This is a genomic window from Arthrobacter rhamnosi (assembly GCF_054510855.1).
In genome coordinates this window covers 121,931-142,209 of record NZ_JBTNDT010000007.1, presented here as the reverse complement: position 1 = coordinate 142,209, position 20,279 = coordinate 121,931, and the positions used below count along the sequence as shown (strand labels likewise).

Genomic DNA, 20,279 nt, shown 5'->3' with positions numbered 1-20,279 from the left:
GGCGGCCCGGCGAGGGCCCTACCGCACGCGCTTGCCGGCGCGCCAGACCGCGTGCACGAGGGGCATGCCGGGGCGGTACGCGAGGTGGGTGGCCGACGGCGCGTCGAGGAGCTGCAGGTCCGCCCGGTGCCCCACGGCGAGCGACCCGACGGCCCGTCGGCCGTCGGTGTCCTCGCCCGTGTGCCGCCGCAGGGCGAGGGCTCCCCCGACGGTTGCAGCCCGTACCGCCTCGGCGACGGTGAGCCCCATCTGCAGGACGGCGGTCGCGACGCAGAACCCCATGGCGGTCGTGTAGGAGGTGCCGGGGTTGCAGTTGCTGGCGATCGCCAGCTGCACTCCGGCGTCGAGCAGCCTCCGCGCAGGCGGGAACGGCTGGCGGGTGGAGAGGTCGCAGGCGGGCAGGCAGGTCGCCACGGTGCCCGGCGTGCCCTGCGCCCCGGAGCCTCCCCCGAAGTCCGCCCACGTCCCGGCGAGGGCGTCGACGTCGTCGTCGGTCAGGTAGTTGGCATGGTCCACGCTGGCAGCGCCGAACTCCACGGCGAGGGCGACGCCGCCGCCCGGTCCGAGCTGGTTGCCGTGGACGCGCAGGCCGAGCCCCGCCTCCGCGCAGGCCGACAGGACGCGGCGGGACTGCTCGGCGGTGAAGGCGCCGGTCTCGCAGAACACGTCGGCCCAGCGAACGTAGGGGCGGACGGCGTCGAGCATCGGGCCGCACACCAGGTCCGTGTACTCGTCCGGATCCCACCCGGCCGGGACCAGGTGCGCGCCGAGGAAGGTCACCTCGTCGACGGTGCCGGCCGCGATGCGCGCACTCCGCGCCTCCTGCCCGACGTCGAGCCCGTAGCCCGTCTTCGTCTCCAGGTAGGTGGTTCCCCCCGCGGCGGCCTCCGCGACGCGGCCCAGGAGCAGGCGCGTGAGGTCGTAGTCGCCGGCCGCACGGGTCGCGTCGACCGTGACGGCGATGCCCCCCGCGGCGTACGACTCCCCCGCCATCCGCGCCTCGAACTCCGCCGTACGATCGCCGGCGAACACGAGGTGGGTGTGGCTGTCGACCCAGCCCGGCAGTCCGGCCCGCCCGCCGGCGTCGTACGCCTCGTCCGCGGCGGGTGCCTGCGCGGCCGGACCGATCCAGCTGATGCGTTCGCCCTCGAGGACCACGGCGGCGTTCCGCAGGACCGCGGCCTCGCCGTCCTGCGTCATCAGTTCACCGATGTTGGTGATCAGCTGCGCCATGCGTGCTGCTCCTTGGGTTGGAGAGAGTCCGCGGCCTCGTCGAGGCGCGCGATGGCCGCCACGAGGAGATCGGCCGGCCTGCCGAGAACTGTATGCACGCCGTTCCGGGCCAGCAGCTCTCCCCCGACGACGACGGCGGTGACGTCCTGCGCGGTCGCCGTGTAGGCGAGCTGCTCCTCCGCGGAACCTGCCGTCCGCGCGCTGTGCGGGTCGACGGCCATGAAGTCCGCCGCGCAGCCCGGGCGGAACCCGGCGCCGGGACGTCCCTGCGCGGTGGCCCCGCCGACCGCGGCGATGCCGTGGAGCCCGGCCGGGTCGAAGTGCCCGCGGCGTCCGGTGCGCAGGCGTTCGCCGTGCTCGAGCGCGCGCATCTCGAGCCACGGGTCGACGACCGCATGCTGGTCGGTGCCGAGAGCCAGGGTGGCCCCGGCCCCACGGAACCCGCCGGCCGGTCCGAGGCCGTCCGCGAGGTCCGCCTCCGTCGTGGGACAGAGCACGACGACGGCCCCCGCGTTCCCGAGGACCGCCACGTCGCTGTCGCTGACGTGCGTCGCGTGCACGGCGGACAGGTGCTCGCTCACAAGCCCGTACCGGTCGAGCAGCCCGGTGGGCGTGGTGCCGGTGGCGCGGAGGCAGTCCTCGTTCTCCGCGGGCTGCTCGGAGAGGTGGATGTGCAGCGGCATCGCGGACGGCAGGTTCTGCGCGATCACGGCCAGCTGGTCCTCGGGCACGGCCCGCACCGAGTGGATGGCTGCGCCGACGGACACCTGGTGCGCGGGGTACAGCGCGGAGACCGCGGTCCGGAGGGACGCGAGCCGGTCGAGCCACCGGGCGGCCGTGCCGTCGGAGAAGCGGAGCTGCCCGTCCTCGAGGGGCGTGCCGAAGCCGCCGGCGAGGTAGCAGGTATCGAGCAGCGTCAGGCGGATGCCCGCCCGGACGGCGGCACGCGCCAGGGCCAGCTCCATGGCGTGGGGCCCGTCGCCGCCCGGCCCCTGGCCGTAGCCGTCACCGTAGGGAGTGCCGTCGGGCTGGTGGTGGACGTAGTGGAATTCGGCGACGCTGGTCCAGCCGGCTGCGACCATCTCCGCGTACGCGGCGGTGGCCAGCTCCTCGTAGAGCGCGGGCGTCAGGGCTCCGGCCGCGCGGTACATGGTCTCCCGCCACGTCCAGAACGTCCCCCCGCGGTCGTGGGTCCGGCCCCGCAGCGCACGGTGGAACGCATGCGAGTGCGCGTTGGCGGCGGCGGGGAAGGCGACGCCGGAGAGCACGACGTCGTCGTCCTGCGCGGCGACGCCCGGCGCGACACCGACCACCATCCCCTCGGGATCGACCTCCACGCGGACGGCGTCGCGCACGCCGTCCGCATCCAGCCAGGCGTGCTCGCACCAGACGGCGCGGACCGCGCCGCGCCGGGTTCCGTCCGCGCCCGGCGCGGGACCCGTGCCGACCCCACCCCGTCCGCTCACAGCAGGTCCTCCAGGACGTCGGCGAGCGCAACGGCCCCGGCATCGGCGTCGTCGCGCTCCACGAACTCCTCGGGCGAGTGGCTGATACCGGTGGGGTTGCGGACGAAGAGCATGGCCGTCGGGGCGATGGCTCCCAGGATGCCGGCGTCGTGCCCGGCCCCGGTGGGAAGGGTGGGCGTGCCGGGGAAGGACCGGCCGAGCGCCGAGGCCAGCGTGTGCCGGAGGGCACCGTCGAAGTGGACCGTGCCGCTGCGCGACTCCTCCGTCAGGGTGGCGCGGCAGCCCTCGAACGCGCAGATCTTCTGGGCCTGGCCGTGGATCTTCTCGATGAGCGACGCCGTCACCGCGTCCTCCTCGTGGCGTACGTCGAGCCACAGGTCGACGCGCGAGGCGATGACGTTCGTCCCGCCCGGCACCGGCTGGAGGCGGCCGACGGTCGCGCGCGCACCGTCCTGCTCCGCGGCGATCTTCCGCGCCGCGAGGACCACCTGCGCCGCCGCGATCATGGGGTCGGCGCGGTCCGCCATGAGGGTGGTCCCGGCGTGGTTGCCCTGGCCGGTGATGGACAGGCGCCACCGGCCGTGGCCCAGCATGGTGGAACCGATGGCGACGGCGGAGTCCAGGTCGATCAGGCCCCGCCCCTGTTCGACGTGGAGTTCGACGAAGTCCCCGATGTGCCGGATGGCTTCCTCGTCCCGGCCCAGGTGCGCCGGATCGATGCCGGCGGCCCGCGAGGCCTCGGCGAACGTGGTGCCGTCGGTGTCGGTGAGGGACCGGACGGTGTCGGGGTCCACCGACCCCGTGAGCAGGCGCGACCCGAGGCAGGACAGCCCGAACCGGGAGCCCTCCTCCTCGGGGAACACGGCGACGGCGAGCGAGCGGCGCGGCGCGACCCCCCGGTCCCGGAGCAGGTCCACCGCGACCAGCGCCGACGCGACGCCCAGCGGCCCGTCGAACGCTCCGCCGCCGGGGACGGAGTCGAGGTGGCTGCCGGTCACGAGGGCGCCGTCGCGGCTGTCCGTGGCGTCCCACCAGGCCCAGAGGATCCCGTTGCGGTCCGTCTCCACCGACAGCCCGCGGGCCGTCGCCTCGGCGTCGAACCACTCCCGGAGGGACAGTTCGGCGCCCGTGTAGACGCCGCGGGAGTACCCGCCGCGGGACGGGTCGCGGCCGATGTCGCTGATGGAATCGAGGACTGCGGAGACGGTCTGCACGGAAACACCTTCCGATCGGAGTCGAGGGACTTCAGGATTCCATGGGGATGCGCACGCCGCGCTCGGCGGCGACCTCGCGGGCCCGTTCGTAGCCGGCATCCACGTGGCGGATGACGCCCATGCCGGGGTCGTTGGTCAGGAGGCGCTCGAGTTTCTGGGCGGCGAGGTCCGTCCCGTCCGCCACCGAGACCTGTCCCGCGTGGATGGAGCGTCCGATGCCCACGCCGCCACCGTGGTGGATGGAGACCCAGGTGGCCCCCGACGACGTCGTGAGCAGGGCGTTCAGCAGGGGCCAGTCGGCGACGGCGTCCGAGCCGTCCGCCATGGCCTCGGTCTCGCGGTAGGGCGAGGCCACGGACCCGGAGTCGAGGTGGTCGCGGCCGATGACGATCGGGGCCGAGACCTTGCCCTCGGCGACCAGCCGGTTGAACAGCAGACCGGCCTTCGCGCGGTCGCCGTAGCCGAGCCAGCAGATGCGCGCCGGCAGTCCCTCGAATTCGACGTGCTCCGCGGCGGCGTCGAGCCAGCGGTGCAGGTGGCCGTTGTCGGGGAACAGGTCCTTGAGGGCGGCATCGGTGACGGCGATGTCCGCGGGATCGCCCGAGAGCGCCACCCAGCGGAACGGGCCGAGTCCCTCGCAGAACAGGGGGCGGATATAGGCGGGGACGAAGCCGGGGAAGTCGAACGCGCGTCCGTATCCGCCCTTCCGCGCCTCGTCGCGGATGGAGTTGCCGTAGTCGAACACCTCCGCACCGGCATCCAGAAAGCCGACCATCGCCTCGACGTGCAGGGCCATGGAGGCCTGCGCCTTCTTGGTGAAACCCTCCGGGTCGGCGGAGGCCTCGCGCTCCCATTCGTCGGGCGCGATCCCTTCCGGCAGGTAGCTCAGCGGGTCGTGGGCGGACGTCTGGTCGGTGACGATGTCGACGTCGAGCCCGCGCCGCAGCAGTTCGGGGAAGACGGTGGCGGCGTTGCCGACGACGCCGACGGACAGCGCGCGCTTCTCGCGCTTCGCGGCGAGGACCTGCTCGACGGCGTCGTCGAGCGTGTCGGCCACGGTGTCCAGGTACCGCTTGGCCACGCGGCGGCGGAGGCGTGCCTCGCTCACGTCGACGATCAGGACCGCGCCGCCATTGAGGGTCACGGCGAGGGGCTGGGCGCCGCCCATGCCGCCGCAGCCGCCGGTCAGCGTCAGCGTGCCGGCGAGGCTCCCGCCGAACCGCTTGTGCGCAATGGCCGCGAACGTCTCGAAGGTCCCCTGCAGGATGCCCTGCGTCCCGATGTAGATCCAGGATCCCGCGGTCATCTGCCCGTACATCATGAGGCCCTCGGCCTCGAGGCGCCGGAACTCGGGCCACGTGGCCCAGTCGCCCACGAGGTTGGAGTTGGCCAGCAGCACCCGGGGCGCCCACGGGTTGGTGCGGAAGACGCCGACGGGCTTGCCCGACTGCACGAGCAGCGTCTCGTCGTCGTCGAGGGTCTCGAGGGTGCGGACGATCGCGTCGTAGGCCGCCCAGCTCCGCGCTGCGCGGCCGGTGCCGCCGTAGACCACGAGGTCCTCGGGGCGTTCGGCCACCTCGGGGTCGAGGTTGTTCATCAGCATGCGCAGGGGTGCTTCCGTCTGCCAGCTCTTCGCGGTCAGCTGCGTGCCGCGGGCCGCCCGGATGGAGCGGGAGGGGTCGTGCGTGGGGGTCGTGGGGCTGCTGGTCATGCTGGTTCTCCTGTCAGGTCCCCGGTCGCGGCGACGCGGGCGGATGGTGTGAGCAGGGCGGAGGCCTCCCGCGCGACGAGCGATCCGATGCGGCGGGCCTCCGCCTCGGTGATGCGATAGCTGGGGACGACGACGCTGAGCGCCGCGACGGCCCTGCCGCCCGGTGAGACGGGCGCGGCGATGGCGGTCACGTCCGCCTCGACGCCGTCGCGGACGACGACGAAGCCTTCGGGTGTGTCCCCGGTCAGGACGGCGCCGACGGCGGTTCCCGCCAGCGGGATGCTGCGTCCCACCCAGCTGGCATGGCGGACGGAGTGCGTCCCCTCGCGCATCGCCAGGTATACGCCCTCGCCGTCATGGGACGGGACGCTGAGGTAGGCCGATTCACCGGTCTGGTCCACGAGGCGTTCCAGCGCGGGTTCCGCGAGGGAGACGAGTGACTCGTGGCCGAGTGCCTGCGCCCCGAGCTGCATGACCCGCAGTCCCGGCCGGTACGTCCCGAGCCCGTCCCGCCGCACGAATCCCGTGCCCTCGAGCGTGCGCAGGAGCCGGAGGGCGGTCGACGCCGAGAGCTCAGTCTCCCGTGCCGCGTCCGCGAGGGTCAGGGACCCGGCGTCGCAGACCGCCCCGAGGAGCACGAGGGCGCGCTCGACGGTGCGTGTCGATGATTCCGCCACGGTCCCCTCCTTGCTTTCGGCCTTGCCATGCATTTCACTTATTGAAACGTCATTTTCACTCTATGGCAATAGCGGCATCGCCGCAGGAACCGAGGAACACCGTGAACCAGCACTCCGTGATCGTGGGCACAGGCCCCCTGTCCCCCGCCGATGTCGTCGCGGTGGCGCGGCACGGGGCGCCCGTCGAACTGGCTCCCGAGGCGCTGGCCGCCATGGCCGCGTCCCGTGCGGTCATCGACTCCCTCGTCGACGACGGCACGCCCCACTACGGTGTCTCGACCGGCTTCGGCGCCCTGGCCACCAAGCACATCCCGCTGGACCAGCGGAGCCAGCTGCAGCGCAGCCTCATCCGCAGCCACGCGGCCTCGTCCGGTGCCGAGGTGGACCGCGAGGTGGTGCGCGGCCTCATGCTCGGGCGCCTCTCCACCCTCGCGACGGGGCGCACGGGCGTCCGGCCCGTCGTCGCCGAGACCTATGCGGCGATGCTCACCGCGGGCATCACGCCGGTGGTGGGCGAGTACGGGTCCCTCGGCTGCTCGGGAGACCTGGCGCCGCTGTCCCACGTGGCCCTGGCCCTGATGGGCGAGGGCAGCGTCCGGACCGCCTCCGGCGACCTCGTCCCCGCCGCCGATGCCCTCGCGGCGGCGGGCATCGCCCCCGTGGAGCTGCGCGAGAAGGAGGGCCTCGCGCTGATCAACGGGACGGACGGGATGCTCGGGATGCTGGTCCTCGCCGCGGACGACCTGCACCGGCTCTTCACGACGGCGGACCTCGCGGCCGCGATGAGCGTCGAGGGACTGCTCGGCACCGATGCCGTCTTCGCGGAGGATCTCCATGCCCTGCGTCCGCATCCGGGCCAGGTGGCGTCGGCGGCGAACATCCGGTCGCTGCTCCACGACTCCCCCCTCATCGCGGAGCAGCTCACCTCGGAGACCGGCCGCCACCGCTTCACCCGGGTCCAGGACGCCTATTCGCTCCGGTGCGCACCGCAGGTCCACGGCGCGGCGCGTGCCACCCTGGCGCACGCCGAGTCCGTCGCCTCGATCGAACTCGCCTCCGCCATCGACAACCCCGTGATCACCCCCGACGGCAGGATCGAGTCGAACGGCAACTTCCACGGAGCCCCCGTGGGCTACGTGCTCGACTTCCTCGCGATCGCCGTCGCCGACGTCGCCTCCATGAGCGAACGCCGCACGGACCGCTTCCTCGACAAGTCGCGCAGCCACGGGCTCAACGCGTTCCTGGCCCATGACCCCGGCGTCGACTCCGGCCACATGATCGCGCAGTACACGCAGGCCGGCATCGTCTCCGAGCTCAAGCGCCTCGCGAACCCCGCATCCGTGGACTCCATCCCGTCCTCCGCCATGCAGGAGGACCACGTCTCGATGGGCTGGGCGGCCGGACTCAAGCTGCGGAAGGCCATCGACGGCCTCACACGGGTGCTCGCCATCGAGATCCTGACCGCGGCGCGGGCGCTGGACATGCGCGACGGCGGCACTGCCGGCGCTGCCGGTGTGCGCAGCTCCGCCCCTCTCACCGCCGTCCGGGCGCGGCTGCGCGAGGACGTCGAGGGCCCGGGCACGGACCGCTACCTCGCCCCGGAGATCGAGGCCGCGCGGTTGCTGGTCGACGACGGTTCCCTGCTGGCGGCCGCGCTCGGGACGCTCCCAGCACCCCTCCAGTGAAGCTTGTTAGGGTGGACTAACTACTTCCCCGAGAAAGAAGCACCGCTCCATGTCCTCGCCCGTGTCCGCATCGACCCGCAAGCCGCCGCGCCCCCAGGCCGTCCTCACCGTGGAGGAGACGCAGTGGCTGAGCCCGCACCTCGTGCGGGTCGTCGCGGGCGGGCCCGGCTTCTCCGACCTCCAGGAGTGCGACGCCACGGACAAGTACGCGAAGCTGCTGTTCGCGAAGCCCGAGCTCGGGCTGGTGCCGCCCTACGATCTCGCAGCGCTGCAGGATGAGCTGCCGGCCGGCGACCGTCCCGTGAAGCGGACGTACACCATCCGGTGGCTCGACCGCGAGGCGCGGCGCCTCGCCATCGATTTCGTGGTCCACGGGGACGAGGGCATCGCCGGCCCCTGGGCCGCGCAGGCCTCCCCGGGAGACGCCCTGGTGCTCATGGGACCATCCGGCAAGTGGTCACCGGACCAGGACGCCGACTGGCACCTGTTCATCGGCGACGACTCCGCCCTCCCCGCGATCGCCGCCGGCATCGAGGCCCTGCACGCGGACGCCGTCGGGCACGCGTACCTCGAGGTGGACAGCGCCGCCGACGTGCTCCCCCTGGCCGCTCCCGCGGGCCTCGAACTGCACTGGCTGTACCGGGACGGGGAGGCGGCAGGAACGACGACGCTGCTCGCGGACGCCGTCGCCGCCGGACCGTGGCCCGAGGGCCACGTCGACGCCTTCGTGCACGGGGAGCGCGGGGCGATGAAGGCGCTACGGGACGTCCTGTTCAAGGAGAAGAACCTCGCGCGCTCGCAGGTCTCCCTGTCCGGCTACTGGGCGTACGGCCGCGAGGAGGACACCTTCCAGGCGGAGAAGCGCGAGCCGATCGGCAAGATCCTCGACGACTAGGACGGGCCCTGCGCGCGTCGCGAGCCGATCCTGCCGGTGGTGGTTGCACATAGGGGCTCCCGGGGCCACCATGGCAGGAAGGGGACCGGGGGGACGATGACCGCTGCAGAACAGCAGGCGCTGCCGCGCTACACGTTGAGTGACGCAGGTGACTTCCTGTGCCTGCGCTGGGCGTCCGGCGTCATCCTGCAGGCCGAGGACATAGAGTCGACGATTGCGGCCGTCACCGCCGCGTCCCCCCGGGGCAGGCGACCACTGCTGGTGCACATCGGCCGGGTGGAGCGGATCACGCCGGAAGCCAAGCAGCTGCTCGTGGAGGACACGTGTTCCACGCGGACGGCCGTCGTCGGCGTGGACGAGGTGAGCAGGGTCCTCACGGCCTTCAACTACAGGTCCGCGACCCCCAGCCGGTACTTCACCGAGGAGGCCGACGCGATCGCCTGGCTCCGGGAGGATCCGGGCCCGGACGGCGCCATGGCTCCCGGGGAGGCGTTCCGCGCGGAGATGCGGGGCGACGTGTTGTGGGTCGAGTGCGAGACCAGCACGGATGTCACGAACGACGTCGCCGAAGCGCTGGTCACGCGGGTCCACGAGCTCAGCCCGTCGGTCTGCCCACCGATGCTCATCCGCCTCAACCATCTGGTCTCACTCACCGAGGACGCACTGCACTCCCTGGCGACGGGACTGGACATCGCGTCCCTGGCCATCGTCGGGGCCGAACCCGGGGATCCGATCATCACCGCGTACTACAAGCAGCAGCACCACCCGCCCTACCCCACCAGGCACTTCACCACGGCCGGCCCTGCCCAGGCCTGGCTGGCCGACTGCTTCCGGCAGGGGCCGGGGTAGGACGGGTTTCTTCCTGCCCCGTCGGACCGTCCGTCACCGGTTTGGTCACGAGGCCAGGCCCGTGGCCTCCCTCGGACGCCGCTTCGGGATCCGTTCGGCGAACTGCATCGCCGGCTCGGCGAGGCGCGCCAGGACCGGTCCGAGGACGGCCATGAGCAGGACGTAGGTCGTTGCCAGGGCGGCGAGCTCCGGAAGAACGGCGCCCGACGCCACCGCGAGCCCGGCGATGACGATCGAGAACTCCCCGCGCGCCACGAGCGCGGTGCCCGCGCGTGCCCGGCCCATCCGGCCGATGCCCTGCCGCCGGGCGGCCCACCAGCCGGTTGCGATCTTCGTCGCCGACGTGGCGACGGCCAGGAGCAGCGCGACGCCGAGGACCGGCGGGATCGAGGACGGGTCGGTGTTCAGCCCGAACACCACGAAGAAGATCGCCGCGAACAGGTCGCGCAGCGGCTCGAGGATGCGCGCCGCGTTCTCCGCCGTCGCGCCCGAGATGGCGATACCGAGGAGGAACGCGCCGACGGCCGCCGAGACCTGCAGCGCCGAGGCGAGCCCCGCGACGAGGAGCGCGGCACCGATCAGGGTCAGGAGGAAGACCTCGCGGTCGGTACTGTCGACGACCGCCGAGACGACGTTGCCCCAGCGCAGGGCGACCACCAGCACGAGCGTGACGACGAGCAGCGAGATCCCGACCGTCCCGAGCCCTCCGGCGAAGCTGAGCCCGGCGAGGACCGCGGTCAGCACCGGCAGGTAGATGGCCATGGCGAGGTCCTCGAACACGAGGATCGCGAGGACCGTGGGCGTCTCGCGGTTGCCGAGCCTGCCGAGGTCGCTGATGACCTTCGCCGCGATGCCCGAGGAGGAGATGTACGTGACGCCGCCCATCACGAGCCCCGCGACGGGACCCCAGCCGAGGATGACGGCGACGAGGGCTCCGGGGGTGAAGTTCAGGACGAAGTCCACGATCCCGGCGAGCCAGGACTGGCGCAGGCCGGTCACGAGTTCCTTCGCCGTGTACTCGAGGCCGAGCATCAGCAGCAGCAGGACCACGCCGATCTCGCTGGCGACCGCGCTGAACTCCAGGACGCCCTGGAGCTCGATGAAGCCGCCCTGCCCGAAGAACAGGCCCCCGATGAGGTAGAGCGGGATCGGCGAGAGCCCGATCCGGCCGGCGAGCCGCCCGAGGATACCGAGGAACAGGAGGATGGCGCCGAGTTCGATCAGGGTCAGGGCGGTCGTGTGCACCGGCGGCTCAGCCGTTTCGCAGGATGTCCGCCGCGGCGTCGAGGCCTTCGGACGTGCCCACCACCACCAGCAGGTCACCGGCGGCGAGGGTGAAGTCGGGCGTGGGCGATGCCTGCACCTGGCCGGAGCGGAGGACGGCGACGAGCGACGCCCCGGACCGGGAGCGCATGCGCGTGTCCCCGAGCGGACGGCCGTCGAAGGGCGAGCCCCGCTCGATGAGGAACTGGCGCGTGGTCACGCCGGGCAGGTCCCGGTGCTCCTCCGTCAGCTGCGCGACGAGCTGCCGCGAGCCGAGGAGGTTGCCGATGGTGGCGGCCTCGTCCGGGGTGAGCGGGATGGACGCCACGCAGGCATCCGGGTCCCCCGCCTTGGAGATGATCAGGTCGAGGTCGCCGTCGCGCTGGCTGACGATCCCCACCCTCCGGCCGGAGCCCGTGAGGATCTCGCGGCGCACTCCGATACCCGGGAGGGGTGTTTCGATGACGTTCATGCGCCCATCCTAGACCTGCGCCGGCTAATCGCTGCCGGGCAGGGGCCGGGTGGAGCTTCCGTTCGCTGAGGGCGTCGAGGCGGCCCTCGGGTCGTACAGATCGGGCTCGAGGTAGATGGTCGTGGCGATGGGGACGGCGGCCCGGATCCGCTGCTCGGCCCGGTTGATGTCGGCGGCGATCTGCGCGCCGGTCTCCTGGCTCTCCACGCTGATCTTGGCGGCGACGAGCAGTTCGTCCGGGCCGAGGTGGAGGGTCTTGAGGTGGATGATCCGGGTGGACCCGCCGTCACTGATGGCTGCCTCGATCTTCGCGACGGCCGGCGCGGCCGCCGATTCACCGAGCAGCAGGCTCTTGGTCTCGATGGCCAGGACGGCGGCGATCGCCACGAGGAGCAGTCCGATCATCGCGGTGCCGGCGGCGTCCCAGAGGCCGTTGTCGGTGAGCAGCGTCATGGAGACGCCGAACAGGGCGAAGGCGAGGCCCACGAGGGCGCCGAAGTCCTCGAGCAGGATCACCGGCAGTTCGGGCGACTTCGCCGTCCGCACGAAGCGCACCCAGCTCATGCTGCCGCGCGTGTGGTTGGACTCCCTGATGGCAGTGCGGAACGAGAACCCCTCGGCGATGATGGCGCCGATCAGCACGGCGAGGGGCACCCACCAGAACGATCCCTCGATGGGGTGCGGGTCGAGGTACTTGTGGTAGGCCTCGTAGAGCGCGAAGAGCCCGCCGACGCTGAAGAGGACGATCGACACGATGAAGGCGTAGATGTAGCGCTCGCGGCCGTAGCCGAAGGGGTGCTCCGGGCTGGCCTGCCGTTTGGACCGCTTGCCGCCGACGAGCAGGAGCAGCTGGTTGCCGGAGTCGGCCACGGAGTGGATGCCCTCGGCGAGCATGGACGAAGAGCGCGTGAGCGCGAAGGCCACGAACTTGAGCGCGGCGATGGTGAGGTTCGCGGCGAGGGCCGCGATGATCGCCTTGGTGCCTCCACTTGCTGACATGATCCGTTCCCTACGTTCGATGTGTCGGCCCGCCGGCGCGTGCCGGACGGCCTCGGGTTCCTACTCTACGGAAACTCCTCGCCGCCGGGACATGGTCCGGCCCGCCGGAACGCCCGTTGCGGGCGGCGACGTCGGCGGGCTCAGGCGGGCCGGAGGGCCGTGGCTGCCGCTGCGATCCGGGCGGGGTCGGCTCCGAGGTCCACCGGATCGGCGCCGGTGAGCAGGACGGCAGCGAGTTCTGCGATGCCCGAGGACGTCTGGAAACCGTAGCCGCCCTGGCCGGCGAGCCAGAAGAAGCCGGGGTGGCCGGCATCGAAGCCCACCACGGGGAGCCCGCCGGCCCGCTCCGTCCGGAGCCCGGTCCAGGACCGCAGGACCGAGGTGATGCCGAGGGAGGTGACCGTGCCGAGGTGGTCGATGAGCGCCTCCACGTCGCCCGGGTGGGGCTGGGCGTCCCCGGGCTCGGCGGGCTCCGCCTCGCTTGGGGAGATCAGCACCCCCTCGGCGTCGGGCCGGTAGTAGAACGAGCCGTCGGCAGCCGCGACCATCGGCGTCCCCAGCCGGGGGGCGTTCTCCGCCGTGACGATCGCGGCGGTGCGCCGGAGCGGGACGAGGCCCTGGGGCCCGACGCCGCAGAGTTCGGCGACGGCGTCCGCCCACGCCCCGGCGGCGTTGACGACCACGCCGGCGGCGATCGTGCGGTAGCCCGCGCGGACGCTCCAGCCCGCGCCGTCATAGCGGGCCGCCGTGACGGGAGAGTTCGGAAGGATGATGACGCCGTCGTCACCCGCGCTCCTGCAGTGGTATTCCAGCAGGAGGTCGGTGTCGGTGCCGACGCAGTCGACGTCGAGGGCCGCGGCCTCGAACGATTCCGGGCGCAGCTGCGGGCACAGCTCGAGCGCTTCGGCATGCGACAGCCTGCGCATCGAGGAGTTGGCCTCCGCCGCGACGTCCGCCTCGGAACCGATGAGCAGGAAGGACCGGGGCACCGTCAGGGGAAGTCCGGTGGAGGTCTGCACGCCGGCCAGCAGGTCCAGCGTGCGGCGGGTCAGGTCCACCACGGGTTCCGGACCGTAGCTCGGGATGAGCTGCCGCGCCGAGCGCGACGACGTGTGGTAGCCGAGCGTGGGCTCGGACTCGACGAGGACCACGCCGGCGAACGGTGCCAGCACGGAGGCCAGCGACAGGCCGGCGATTCCGCCACCGATGATCAGGACATCGCACTCGAGGGAACTCATCCGCTCATCCTAGGACGGCTGTCCCCCTCCAGATGCCACCCGGAGCCCGGGCCCAGCCTCGTCCCCATTCTCGTCCCCGGGATGTGCGCCGGGGGCCCCGCCGGCGGAGTCTGGCTGGTCCCCGGCGATCTCGGCACGCGCGGAGACGAAGGCCCGGACGCAGGCCTCGATGTCCTCGCCGGTGTGTGCGGCGGAGAGCTGGACGCGGATGCGGGCGGCACCCTTCGGGACCACGGGGTAGCTGAATGCCGTGACGAAGACGCCGTGCGCGAGCATCGCGTCGGCGGTGCGGGCGGCGAGCACCGCGTCGCCGAACATGACCGGGATGATGGCGTGCTCGCCCTCGAGCAGTTCGAAGCCCTCGTCCGTCATGCGGCGGCGGAAGAGCGCGGCATTGGCGGCCAGGGTGGAGCGCAGGTCGGCGCTGTCCTGCACCAGGTCGAGCGCGGTCAGGGTCGCGGCGACGATGGACGGAGCGAGCGAGTTCGAGAACAGGTACGGGCGGGCTCGCTGCCGCAGCAGTGCCACGATCTCCCGCCGGGCGGCGACGTACCCGCCGGACGCGCCGCCAAGCGCCTTGCCGAAGGTTCCCGTGAAGATGTCCACGCGGTCGGAGACGCCGGCATGCTCCGGTGTCCCGGCACCGGTCGGGCCGATGAAGCCGACAGCGTGGGAATCGTCCACCATGACCATCGCGTCGTAGCGCTCCGCGAGGTCGCAGATGGCCTCGAGGGGGGCGAGGTAGCCGTCCATGGAGAAGACGCCGTCGGTGACGACCAGGCGGCGACGTGCCCCGGACGCCTCCTGCAGCTTCGCCTCGAGGTCCGCCATGTCGCGGTTGGCGTAGCGGAGGCGCTGCGCCTTGGAGAGGCGGATGCCGTCGATGATCGAGGCGTGGTTCAGCGCGTCGGAGATGACGGCGTCCTCCGCCCCGAGGAGCGATTCGAAGACGCCCCCGTTCGCGTCGAAGCACGAGGAGAAGAGGATGGTGTCCTCGGTGCCGAGGAACGCCGACACGCGGCGTTCGAGCTCGAGGTGCAGGTCCTGGGTGCCGCAGATGAAGCGGACCGACGCCATGCCGAACCCGCGCTCGTCGAGGGCTGCCTTGGCGGCCGCGATGATGTCCGGGTGGTCGGCGAGGCCCAGGTAGTTGTTGGCGCAGAAGTTGAGCACCCGCGCACCGTCCGCCCCGGCCGTGATGGAGCTGGACTGCGGTGAGGAGAGAGGGCGCTCGCGCTTGAAGAGGCCCGCTGCGCGGATGTCGTCGAGTTCACCGGCGAACTGGTCGCGGACTGCTGAATACATGGTGTTCTAAGCCTCCTAGAAGGTGGTCCAGTCGAGGACCACTTTGCCGCTCGCGCCGTTGCGCGCTGTCGCGAATCCCTGCTGCCACTCCTCAGCGGGCAGGCAGTCGGTGACCACGGACGAGACGGCGTCACGCAGTGTCCGGTTGGACTGCAGCATGGCGCTCATCGCGTACCAGGTCTCGAACATCTCGCGCCCGTAGATGCCCTTGAGGGTGAGCATGTGCGTGACGACCTTGCCCCAGTCGATGGCGATGGGGGCGGAGGGCAGGCCCAGCAGCGCGATGCGCCCGCCGTGGGTCATGTTGTCGATCATCTCCGGCAGGGCGGTCGCATGGCCCGACATCTCCATCCCGATGTCGAAGCCCTCCCTCATGCCGAGCTCCCGCTGGGCGTCGGCGATGCGCCTGCGGCTGACGTCGATGGCGATGTCCGCGCCGACGCCGCGCGCCAGGTCGAGCCGCGGGGCCGAGACGTCGGTGATCGCGATCTTGCGAGCACCCGCGTGGCGGGCGACGGCGACCGCCATGAGCCCAATCGGCCCGGCGCCGGTGATCAGGACGTCCTCGCCGACGAGCGGGAAGCTCAGCGCGGTGTGGACGGCATTGCCGAAGGGGTCGAAGACGGCGCCGAGTTCGGGCGTGATGCTCGCGTCGTGGACCCATACGTTGGTCTCGGGGACGACGACGAACTCCGCGAAGGCGCCGTCGCGCTGCACCCCCACGCTCGAGGTGTGGATGCACATCTGGCGGCGGCCGGCGCGGCAGTTGCGGCAGACCCCGCAGACGACGTGCCCTTCACCGGAGACGCGGTCCCCGAGGCTCACGCCACGGATGCCTCCGCCGAGGGCGACGACCTCGCCGTAGAACTCGTGGCCGGGGATGAGGGGCGCCGGGATCATGCCCTGCGCCCAGGGGTCCCAGCTCTCGATATGGAGGTCCGTGCCGCAGATGCCGGTGGTCATGACCCGGATCTTGACCTCGCCGAACCCTGCGTCGGGTTCGGGCCGGTCCACGAGCTCGAGGCCGGGATGCGCCCCGGATTTGTACAGCGCCTTCACTGTTCGTTCCTTCCATGCCGCTCCCGGCGTCCAGCGGGATGGGCTGGGCCTGGGCGGTACGAGTGCCGGGCGGGATGTGCCCGCAGTCACACTATCAGCGGGGCGCCGGTGCTGTGGGGTGCTCCCCCGCCGGCCCTTCGGGGTGTGCCGCCGCGCCGGGTGCCCGGACCCGCGGGAACGCCGCCCCGGGTCTGGGCACCCGAGCCGGGTGCAGCGACCAACGCGGGTGCAGCGGCCGAGCCGGGTGCAGCGACCGGAAGCAGCCGGCTCAGTCCTCGAGGACCGCCGCCAGGATCTCGAGGCCCAGCGCGAGGAAGTCCGGCGAGTCGTCGGAGGAGGCCACCATGGCACTGCCCATGCTCAGCGCCCAGCCCCGCGCCCGATCCCAGGTCGCGGCGTCGGTCGGCCGCAGGGCGTCGAGCTCCGAACGGAAGGCCTCCCTGCCCGCGGCGTCGAACACCAGCCAGGCGGCGGCGAGGTCCGTGGCGGGATCGCCGGAACACAGGTCGCCGAAGTCGACGACGCCGGCCAGCGTGCCGTCCGCCGCCAGCACGAGGTTCCCGGGATGCAGGTCGCCGTGCAGCCACAGGGGTGGGCGCGACCACTCCGGGGCGGCGAGGGCCGAGGCCCATACGCCGAGCAACCGCTCGGCCGGAAGGCCCGGCAACGGCGGAAAGGACACCAGTCGGCTCCGCACGACGTCGTCGCGCCCCGCCAACCGCCCACCCCGTCCCACCGGACTCACCGGGGCGTCCGCCGGAGCCTCCTGCTGGAACTGCACGAGGAACCGCGCGAGCGGACGGGCCACCGGAGCGCGGTCGGCCCGCGACACGGTGGTTCCGGCAGCCCCCTCGATCCACCGGCAGACGGACCAGTGCCACGGATAGCCCGGGCCGGGCCTTCCTGCGCGCAGCGGCGCCGACGTCGGCACGTCCAGGTGGTCGATCAGGCCCGGCAGCCACCGCTGTTCGGCGACCATCAGGAGCTCCGCGACCTGCCGCCGGGGCAACCGCACCACGAGGTCCGGTCCCAGCCGGAACAGCTCGTTGTCCCAGCCGTTCCCGGCCCGCACCAGGGGCAGGCCGGCGAGGTCGGGATGCTGGTCGGCCAGCAGGGACATGACAAGGGAGGGCCCGATGTCGATCTCTGCCCTCGGCAGCACCGCCATCGCGCCCTCCCCGGTACTGCTGGTGCTATCCCTCGACGCCGAGGCGCTGCAGGATGAGCTCGCGCACGCGGCCTGCGTCGGCCTGGCCGCGCGTCGCCTTCATGACGCCACCGACGATCGCCCCGACGGCCTGGATCTTGCCGCCGCGGATCTTGTCGGCGACGTCCGGCTGGGCCTCGAGGGCGCCGTCGATCGCTTCGAGCAGCGGGCCGTCGTCGGACACGACGGCGAGGCCGCGCTTCTCCACGACCTCCGCGGGCGTGCCCTCGCCGGCGAGCACGCCGTCGAGCACGTCGCGGGACAGCTTGTCGTTGATCTTGCCCGACTCGATGAGCGCGTTGAGCTCCACGATCAGTTCGGGCGTCACACCCAGCTCGGCGGGCTCGACGTCGGCGAGCTTGGCGCGGCGGGAGATCTCACCCATCCACCACTTGCGGGCGACGGAGGCACTCACACCGGCGGCGATCGTGTCCTCGATCGAGGACATCACGCCCGCGTTGACGACGTCGCGGAACTCGGCGTCGGAGTAGCCCCAGTCGGCCTGCAGGCGCTTGCGGCGCTCGGCGGGAGGCTCCGGCAGTTCGGCGCGGAGCTTCTCGATCCACGCATCGTTCGTCACGACCGGCACGAGGTCCGGCTCGGGGAAGTAGCGGTAGTCGTCGGCGTCGGACTTGGGGCGGCCCGACGTCGTGGAGCGCGTGTCCTCGTGCCAGTGGCGCGTCTCCTGGATGATCGGCGTGCCGGAGTCCAGGACGGCCGCGTGGCGCTGGATCTCGTAGCGGACCGCGTGTTCCACGGAGCGCAGCGAGTTCACGTTCTTGGTCTCGGTGCGGGTACCGAACTTCTCGCGGCCGTGCGGGCGCAGGGACACGTTCGCGTCGCAGCGCACGTTGCCGCGCTCCATGCGCGCATCGGAGACACCGAGGTTCTTCACGATCTCTCGGATCGCGGCGACGTAGGCCTTGGCCAGCTCGGGAGCCCGCGAGCCGGCGCCCTCGATGGGCTTGGTCACGATCTCGATCAGCGGGACGCCGGCGCGGTTGTAGTCCACGAGGGAGAACTCGGCGCCCTGGATGCGGCCCGTGGAGCCGCCCATGTGCGTGAGCTTGCCGGCGTCCTCCTCCATGTGGGCGCGCTCGATCTCGACGCGGAACACGGTGCCGTCGGCGAGCTCGATGTCGATGTGCCCGTCGTACGCGATCGGGTCCTCGAACTGGGAGGTCTGGAAGTTCTTCGGGGTGTCCGGGTAGAAGTAGTTCTTCCGCGCGAAGTAGCACTTCTCGGCGATCTTGCAGTTCAGCGCGAGGCCGATCTTGATCGCGGATTCCACGGCCACGCCGTTGACCACGGGCAGGACGCCGGGCAGGCCGAGGTCCACGGGGGTCACGTTCGTGTTGGGGACGTCACCGAACGCGTTGGGCGCGGAGGAGAACATCTTGGTCTTGGTGTTGAGCTCCACGTGGACCTCGAACCCGAGCACCGGGTCGTACTTCTCCATGGCCTCGTCGAAGGACAGGACCTCATCGGTTACAGCAGTCATTACTTCCCACCTGCAATCTCGGGGGCCTGGGCCAGCAGGGGCCCGCCCCACGTCTCTTCGAGGAGTGATTCGAGGACGGCGCCCACGCGGTACAGGCGTGCGTCCTGGCGGGCGGGGGCGAGGAGCTGGATGCCGACGGGCAGTCCGTCCTCGTCCGCGAGGCCGCCGGGCAGCGACAGGCCGGGGACGCCGGCCATGTTCGCGGGGATGGTGGCGACGTCGTTCAGGTACATCGCCAGCGGATCGTCGAGCTTCTCCCCCAGCTTGAAGGCCGTGGTCGGGGCGGTCGGCGAGATCAGCACGTCGGCCTGCTCGAACGCCGCGGCGAAGTCGCGCTGGATGAGGGTGCGGACCTTCTGCGCCGAACCGTAGTAGGCGTCGTAGTAGCCGGCGCTCAGCGCGTAGGTGCCGAGGATGATGCGGCGCTTGACCTCGTGGCCGAAGCCGGCGGCGCGGGTCGCGCCCATGACGCGTTCGATCGTCGGGGCGCCGTCGGGCACCACGCGCAGGCCGAAGCGCACGCCGTCGTACTTGGCGAGGTTGCTGGAGGCCTCCGACGGCATGATCAGGTAGTAGGCGCCGAGCGCGTACCGGAAGTTGGGGCAGGAGACCTCGACGATCTCCGCGCCCGCCGAGCGCAGCAGCTCGAGCGACTCGTGGAAGCGGGTGAGGACGCCGGCCTGGTAGCCCTCGCCCTGCAGTTCCTTGATGACGCCGATGCGCATGCCGTCGACCTGCCCGAGCCGGGCGGCCTCGACGAGCGCGCCGACGGGGTCGGTCAGCGACGTCGAGTCGTGGGGGTCGTGGCCGCCGATGACCTCGTGCAGCAGGGCGCTGTCGAGGACCGTCCGGGACACCGGGCCGATCTGGTCCAGCGAGGACGCCATGGCGATGGCGCCGTAGCGGGACACCCCGCCGTAGGTCGGCTTCACGCCGACGGTTCCGGTGACGGCGCCGGGCTGGCGGATGGAGCCGCCGGTGTCGGTGCCGAGGGCCAGCGGCGCCTCGAAGGCGGCGACGGCCGCAGCAGATCCACCGCCCGAACCGCCGGGGATCCGGTCGAGGTCCCAGGGGTTGCGGGTGGGACCGTACGCCGAGTGCTCGGTGGAGGAACCCATGGCGAACTCGTCCAGGTTGGTCTTGCCGAGGATCGGCATCTTCGCCGCGCGGAGCTTGCGGACCACGGTGGCGTCATAGGGGCTCTGCCAGCCCTCGAGGATCTTGGAACCGGCCGTGGTGGGCTGGCCCTTGGTGACGATGAGGTCCTTCACCGCGATCGGCACGCCGGCCAGGGGGTGCAGGGTGTCGCCGTCCGCGCGGGCCTTGTCGACCTCGGCGGCGACGAGCAGGGCCTCGTCGGTGTTGACGTGCAGGAAGGCGTTGATGGCGCCGTCCACGGCATCGATGCGGTCGAGGTAGGCCTGCGTGGCCTCGACGGCGGAGACCTCCTTCGACGCGAGCTTCTGGGCCAGGGCGTCGGCGGTGAGGTGGATCAGGTCTGTCAT

17 protein-coding genes are annotated in these 20,279 nt (G+C 72.0%); 3 read left to right on the top strand and 14 right to left on the bottom strand.

The annotated features are described in order from the left end of the window. Positions 1 to 18: 18 nt before the first annotated feature. Genes hutI through ACX80I_RS14130 form a run of 5 tightly spaced genes read right to left on the bottom strand, consistent with a single transcriptional unit; the run spans position 19 to position 6,301 of the window. Positions 19 to 1,233, bottom strand: a complete 1,215-nt coding sequence (gene hutI / locus ACX80I_RS14150) for an imidazolonepropionase (protein ID WP_459345754.1) — start codon at positions 1,231 to 1,233, stop codon at positions 19 to 21. Continuing rightward, complete coding sequence (locus ACX80I_RS14145; protein ID WP_459345753.1) at positions 1,221 to 2,699, bottom strand: formimidoylglutamate deiminase; 1,479 nt, start codon at positions 2,697 to 2,699, stop codon at positions 1,221 to 1,223. Before ACX80I_RS14145 ends, hutI begins: the two co-directional genes overlap by 13 nt. Further along, on the bottom strand, positions 2,696 to 3,913 hold the full coding sequence (locus tag ACX80I_RS14140; protein WP_459345752.1) for an allantoate amidohydrolase: 1,218 nt from the start codon (positions 3,911 to 3,913) through the stop codon (positions 2,696 to 2,698). The genes ACX80I_RS14145 and ACX80I_RS14140 overlap by 4 nt, the downstream gene beginning before the upstream one ends. 31 nt (positions 3,914 to 3,944) lie before the next feature. Next, complete coding sequence (gene hutU / locus ACX80I_RS14135; protein ID WP_459345751.1) at positions 3,945 to 5,624, bottom strand: urocanate hydratase; 1,680 nt, start codon at positions 5,622 to 5,624, stop codon at positions 3,945 to 3,947. After that, positions 5,621 to 6,301: an IclR family transcriptional regulator gene (locus ACX80I_RS14130; RefSeq protein ID WP_459345750.1), complete on the bottom strand. Its 681-nt coding sequence runs from the start codon at positions 6,299 to 6,301 to the stop codon at positions 5,621 to 5,623. The genes hutU and ACX80I_RS14130 overlap by 4 nt, the downstream gene beginning before the upstream one ends. A gap of 62 nt (positions 6,302 to 6,363) precedes the next feature. On the opposite strand from ACX80I_RS14130, the gene hutH reads away from it, so the two are divergent. From hutH to ACX80I_RS14115, 3 genes are all read left to right on the top strand, one after another. Further along, positions 6,364 to 7,986 (top strand): histidine ammonia-lyase, encoded by a 1,623-nt coding sequence (gene hutH, locus ACX80I_RS14125; protein WP_459345749.1) that lies wholly within the window; start codon positions 6,364 to 6,366, stop codon positions 7,984 to 7,986. Positions 7,987 to 8,035: 49 nt separating this feature from the next. Continuing rightward, complete coding sequence (locus tag ACX80I_RS14120) at positions 8,036 to 8,881, top strand: siderophore-interacting protein (RefSeq protein ID WP_459345748.1); 846 nt, start codon at positions 8,036 to 8,038, stop codon at positions 8,879 to 8,881. Between the two features lie 96 nt (positions 8,882 to 8,977). Next, the gene (locus ACX80I_RS14115; RefSeq protein WP_459345747.1) at positions 8,978 to 9,730 is read left to right on the top strand and encodes a SpoIIAA family protein; all 753 of its coding nucleotides are present in this window, start codon (positions 8,978 to 8,980) and stop codon (positions 9,728 to 9,730) included. Between the two features lie 45 nt (positions 9,731 to 9,775). Here ACX80I_RS14115 and ACX80I_RS14110 read toward each other — a convergent pair whose 3' ends face one another. The 9 genes from ACX80I_RS14110 to gatA all read right to left on the bottom strand — a co-directional run bounded on the left by ACX80I_RS14110 (position 9,776) and on the right by gatA (position 20,279). Then, the gene (locus tag ACX80I_RS14110; RefSeq protein WP_459345746.1) at positions 9,776 to 10,975 is read right to left on the bottom strand and encodes a cation:proton antiporter; all 1,200 of its coding nucleotides are present in this window, start codon (positions 10,973 to 10,975) and stop codon (positions 9,776 to 9,778) included. A gap of 7 nt (positions 10,976 to 10,982) precedes the next feature. Continuing rightward, the gene (locus ACX80I_RS14105; RefSeq protein WP_087072065.1) at positions 10,983 to 11,465 is read right to left on the bottom strand and encodes a cation:proton antiporter regulatory subunit; all 483 of its coding nucleotides are present in this window, start codon (positions 11,463 to 11,465) and stop codon (positions 10,983 to 10,985) included. A 24-nt stretch (positions 11,466 to 11,489) separates the two neighbouring features. Further along, complete coding sequence (locus tag ACX80I_RS14100; protein ID WP_459345745.1) at positions 11,490 to 12,464, bottom strand: cation diffusion facilitator family transporter; 975 nt, start codon at positions 12,462 to 12,464, stop codon at positions 11,490 to 11,492. A 140-nt stretch (positions 12,465 to 12,604) separates the two neighbouring features. Continuing rightward, on the bottom strand, positions 12,605 to 13,702 hold the full coding sequence (locus tag ACX80I_RS14095) for an NAD(P)/FAD-dependent oxidoreductase (RefSeq protein ID WP_459345744.1): 1,098 nt from the start codon (positions 13,700 to 13,702) through the stop codon (positions 12,605 to 12,607). Between the two features lie 9 nt (positions 13,703 to 13,711). Then, positions 13,712 to 15,007, bottom strand: coding sequence for a glycine C-acetyltransferase (gene kbl / locus ACX80I_RS14090; RefSeq protein WP_459345743.1), 1,296 nt, complete (start codon positions 15,005 to 15,007; stop codon positions 13,712 to 13,714). A 15-nt stretch (positions 15,008 to 15,022) separates the two neighbouring features. Then, on the bottom strand, positions 15,023 to 16,066 hold the full coding sequence (gene tdh, locus ACX80I_RS14085) for an L-threonine 3-dehydrogenase, zinc-binding type (RefSeq protein WP_459345742.1): 1,044 nt from the start codon (positions 16,064 to 16,066) through the stop codon (positions 15,023 to 15,025). Positions 16,067 to 16,334: 268 nt separating this feature from the next. Continuing rightward, complete coding sequence (locus tag ACX80I_RS14080) at positions 16,335 to 17,234, bottom strand: aminoglycoside phosphotransferase family protein (RefSeq protein WP_459345741.1); 900 nt, start codon at positions 17,232 to 17,234, stop codon at positions 16,335 to 16,337. A 25-nt stretch (positions 17,235 to 17,259) separates the two neighbouring features. After that, positions 17,260 to 18,774 (bottom strand): Asp-tRNA(Asn)/Glu-tRNA(Gln) amidotransferase subunit GatB, encoded by a 1,515-nt coding sequence (gene gatB, locus ACX80I_RS14075; protein WP_459345740.1) that lies wholly within the window; start codon positions 18,772 to 18,774, stop codon positions 17,260 to 17,262. Then, complete coding sequence (gene gatA / locus ACX80I_RS14070) at positions 18,774 to 20,279, bottom strand: Asp-tRNA(Asn)/Glu-tRNA(Gln) amidotransferase subunit GatA (RefSeq protein WP_459345739.1); 1,506 nt, start codon at positions 20,277 to 20,279, stop codon at positions 18,774 to 18,776. Before gatA ends, gatB begins: the two co-directional genes overlap by 1 nt.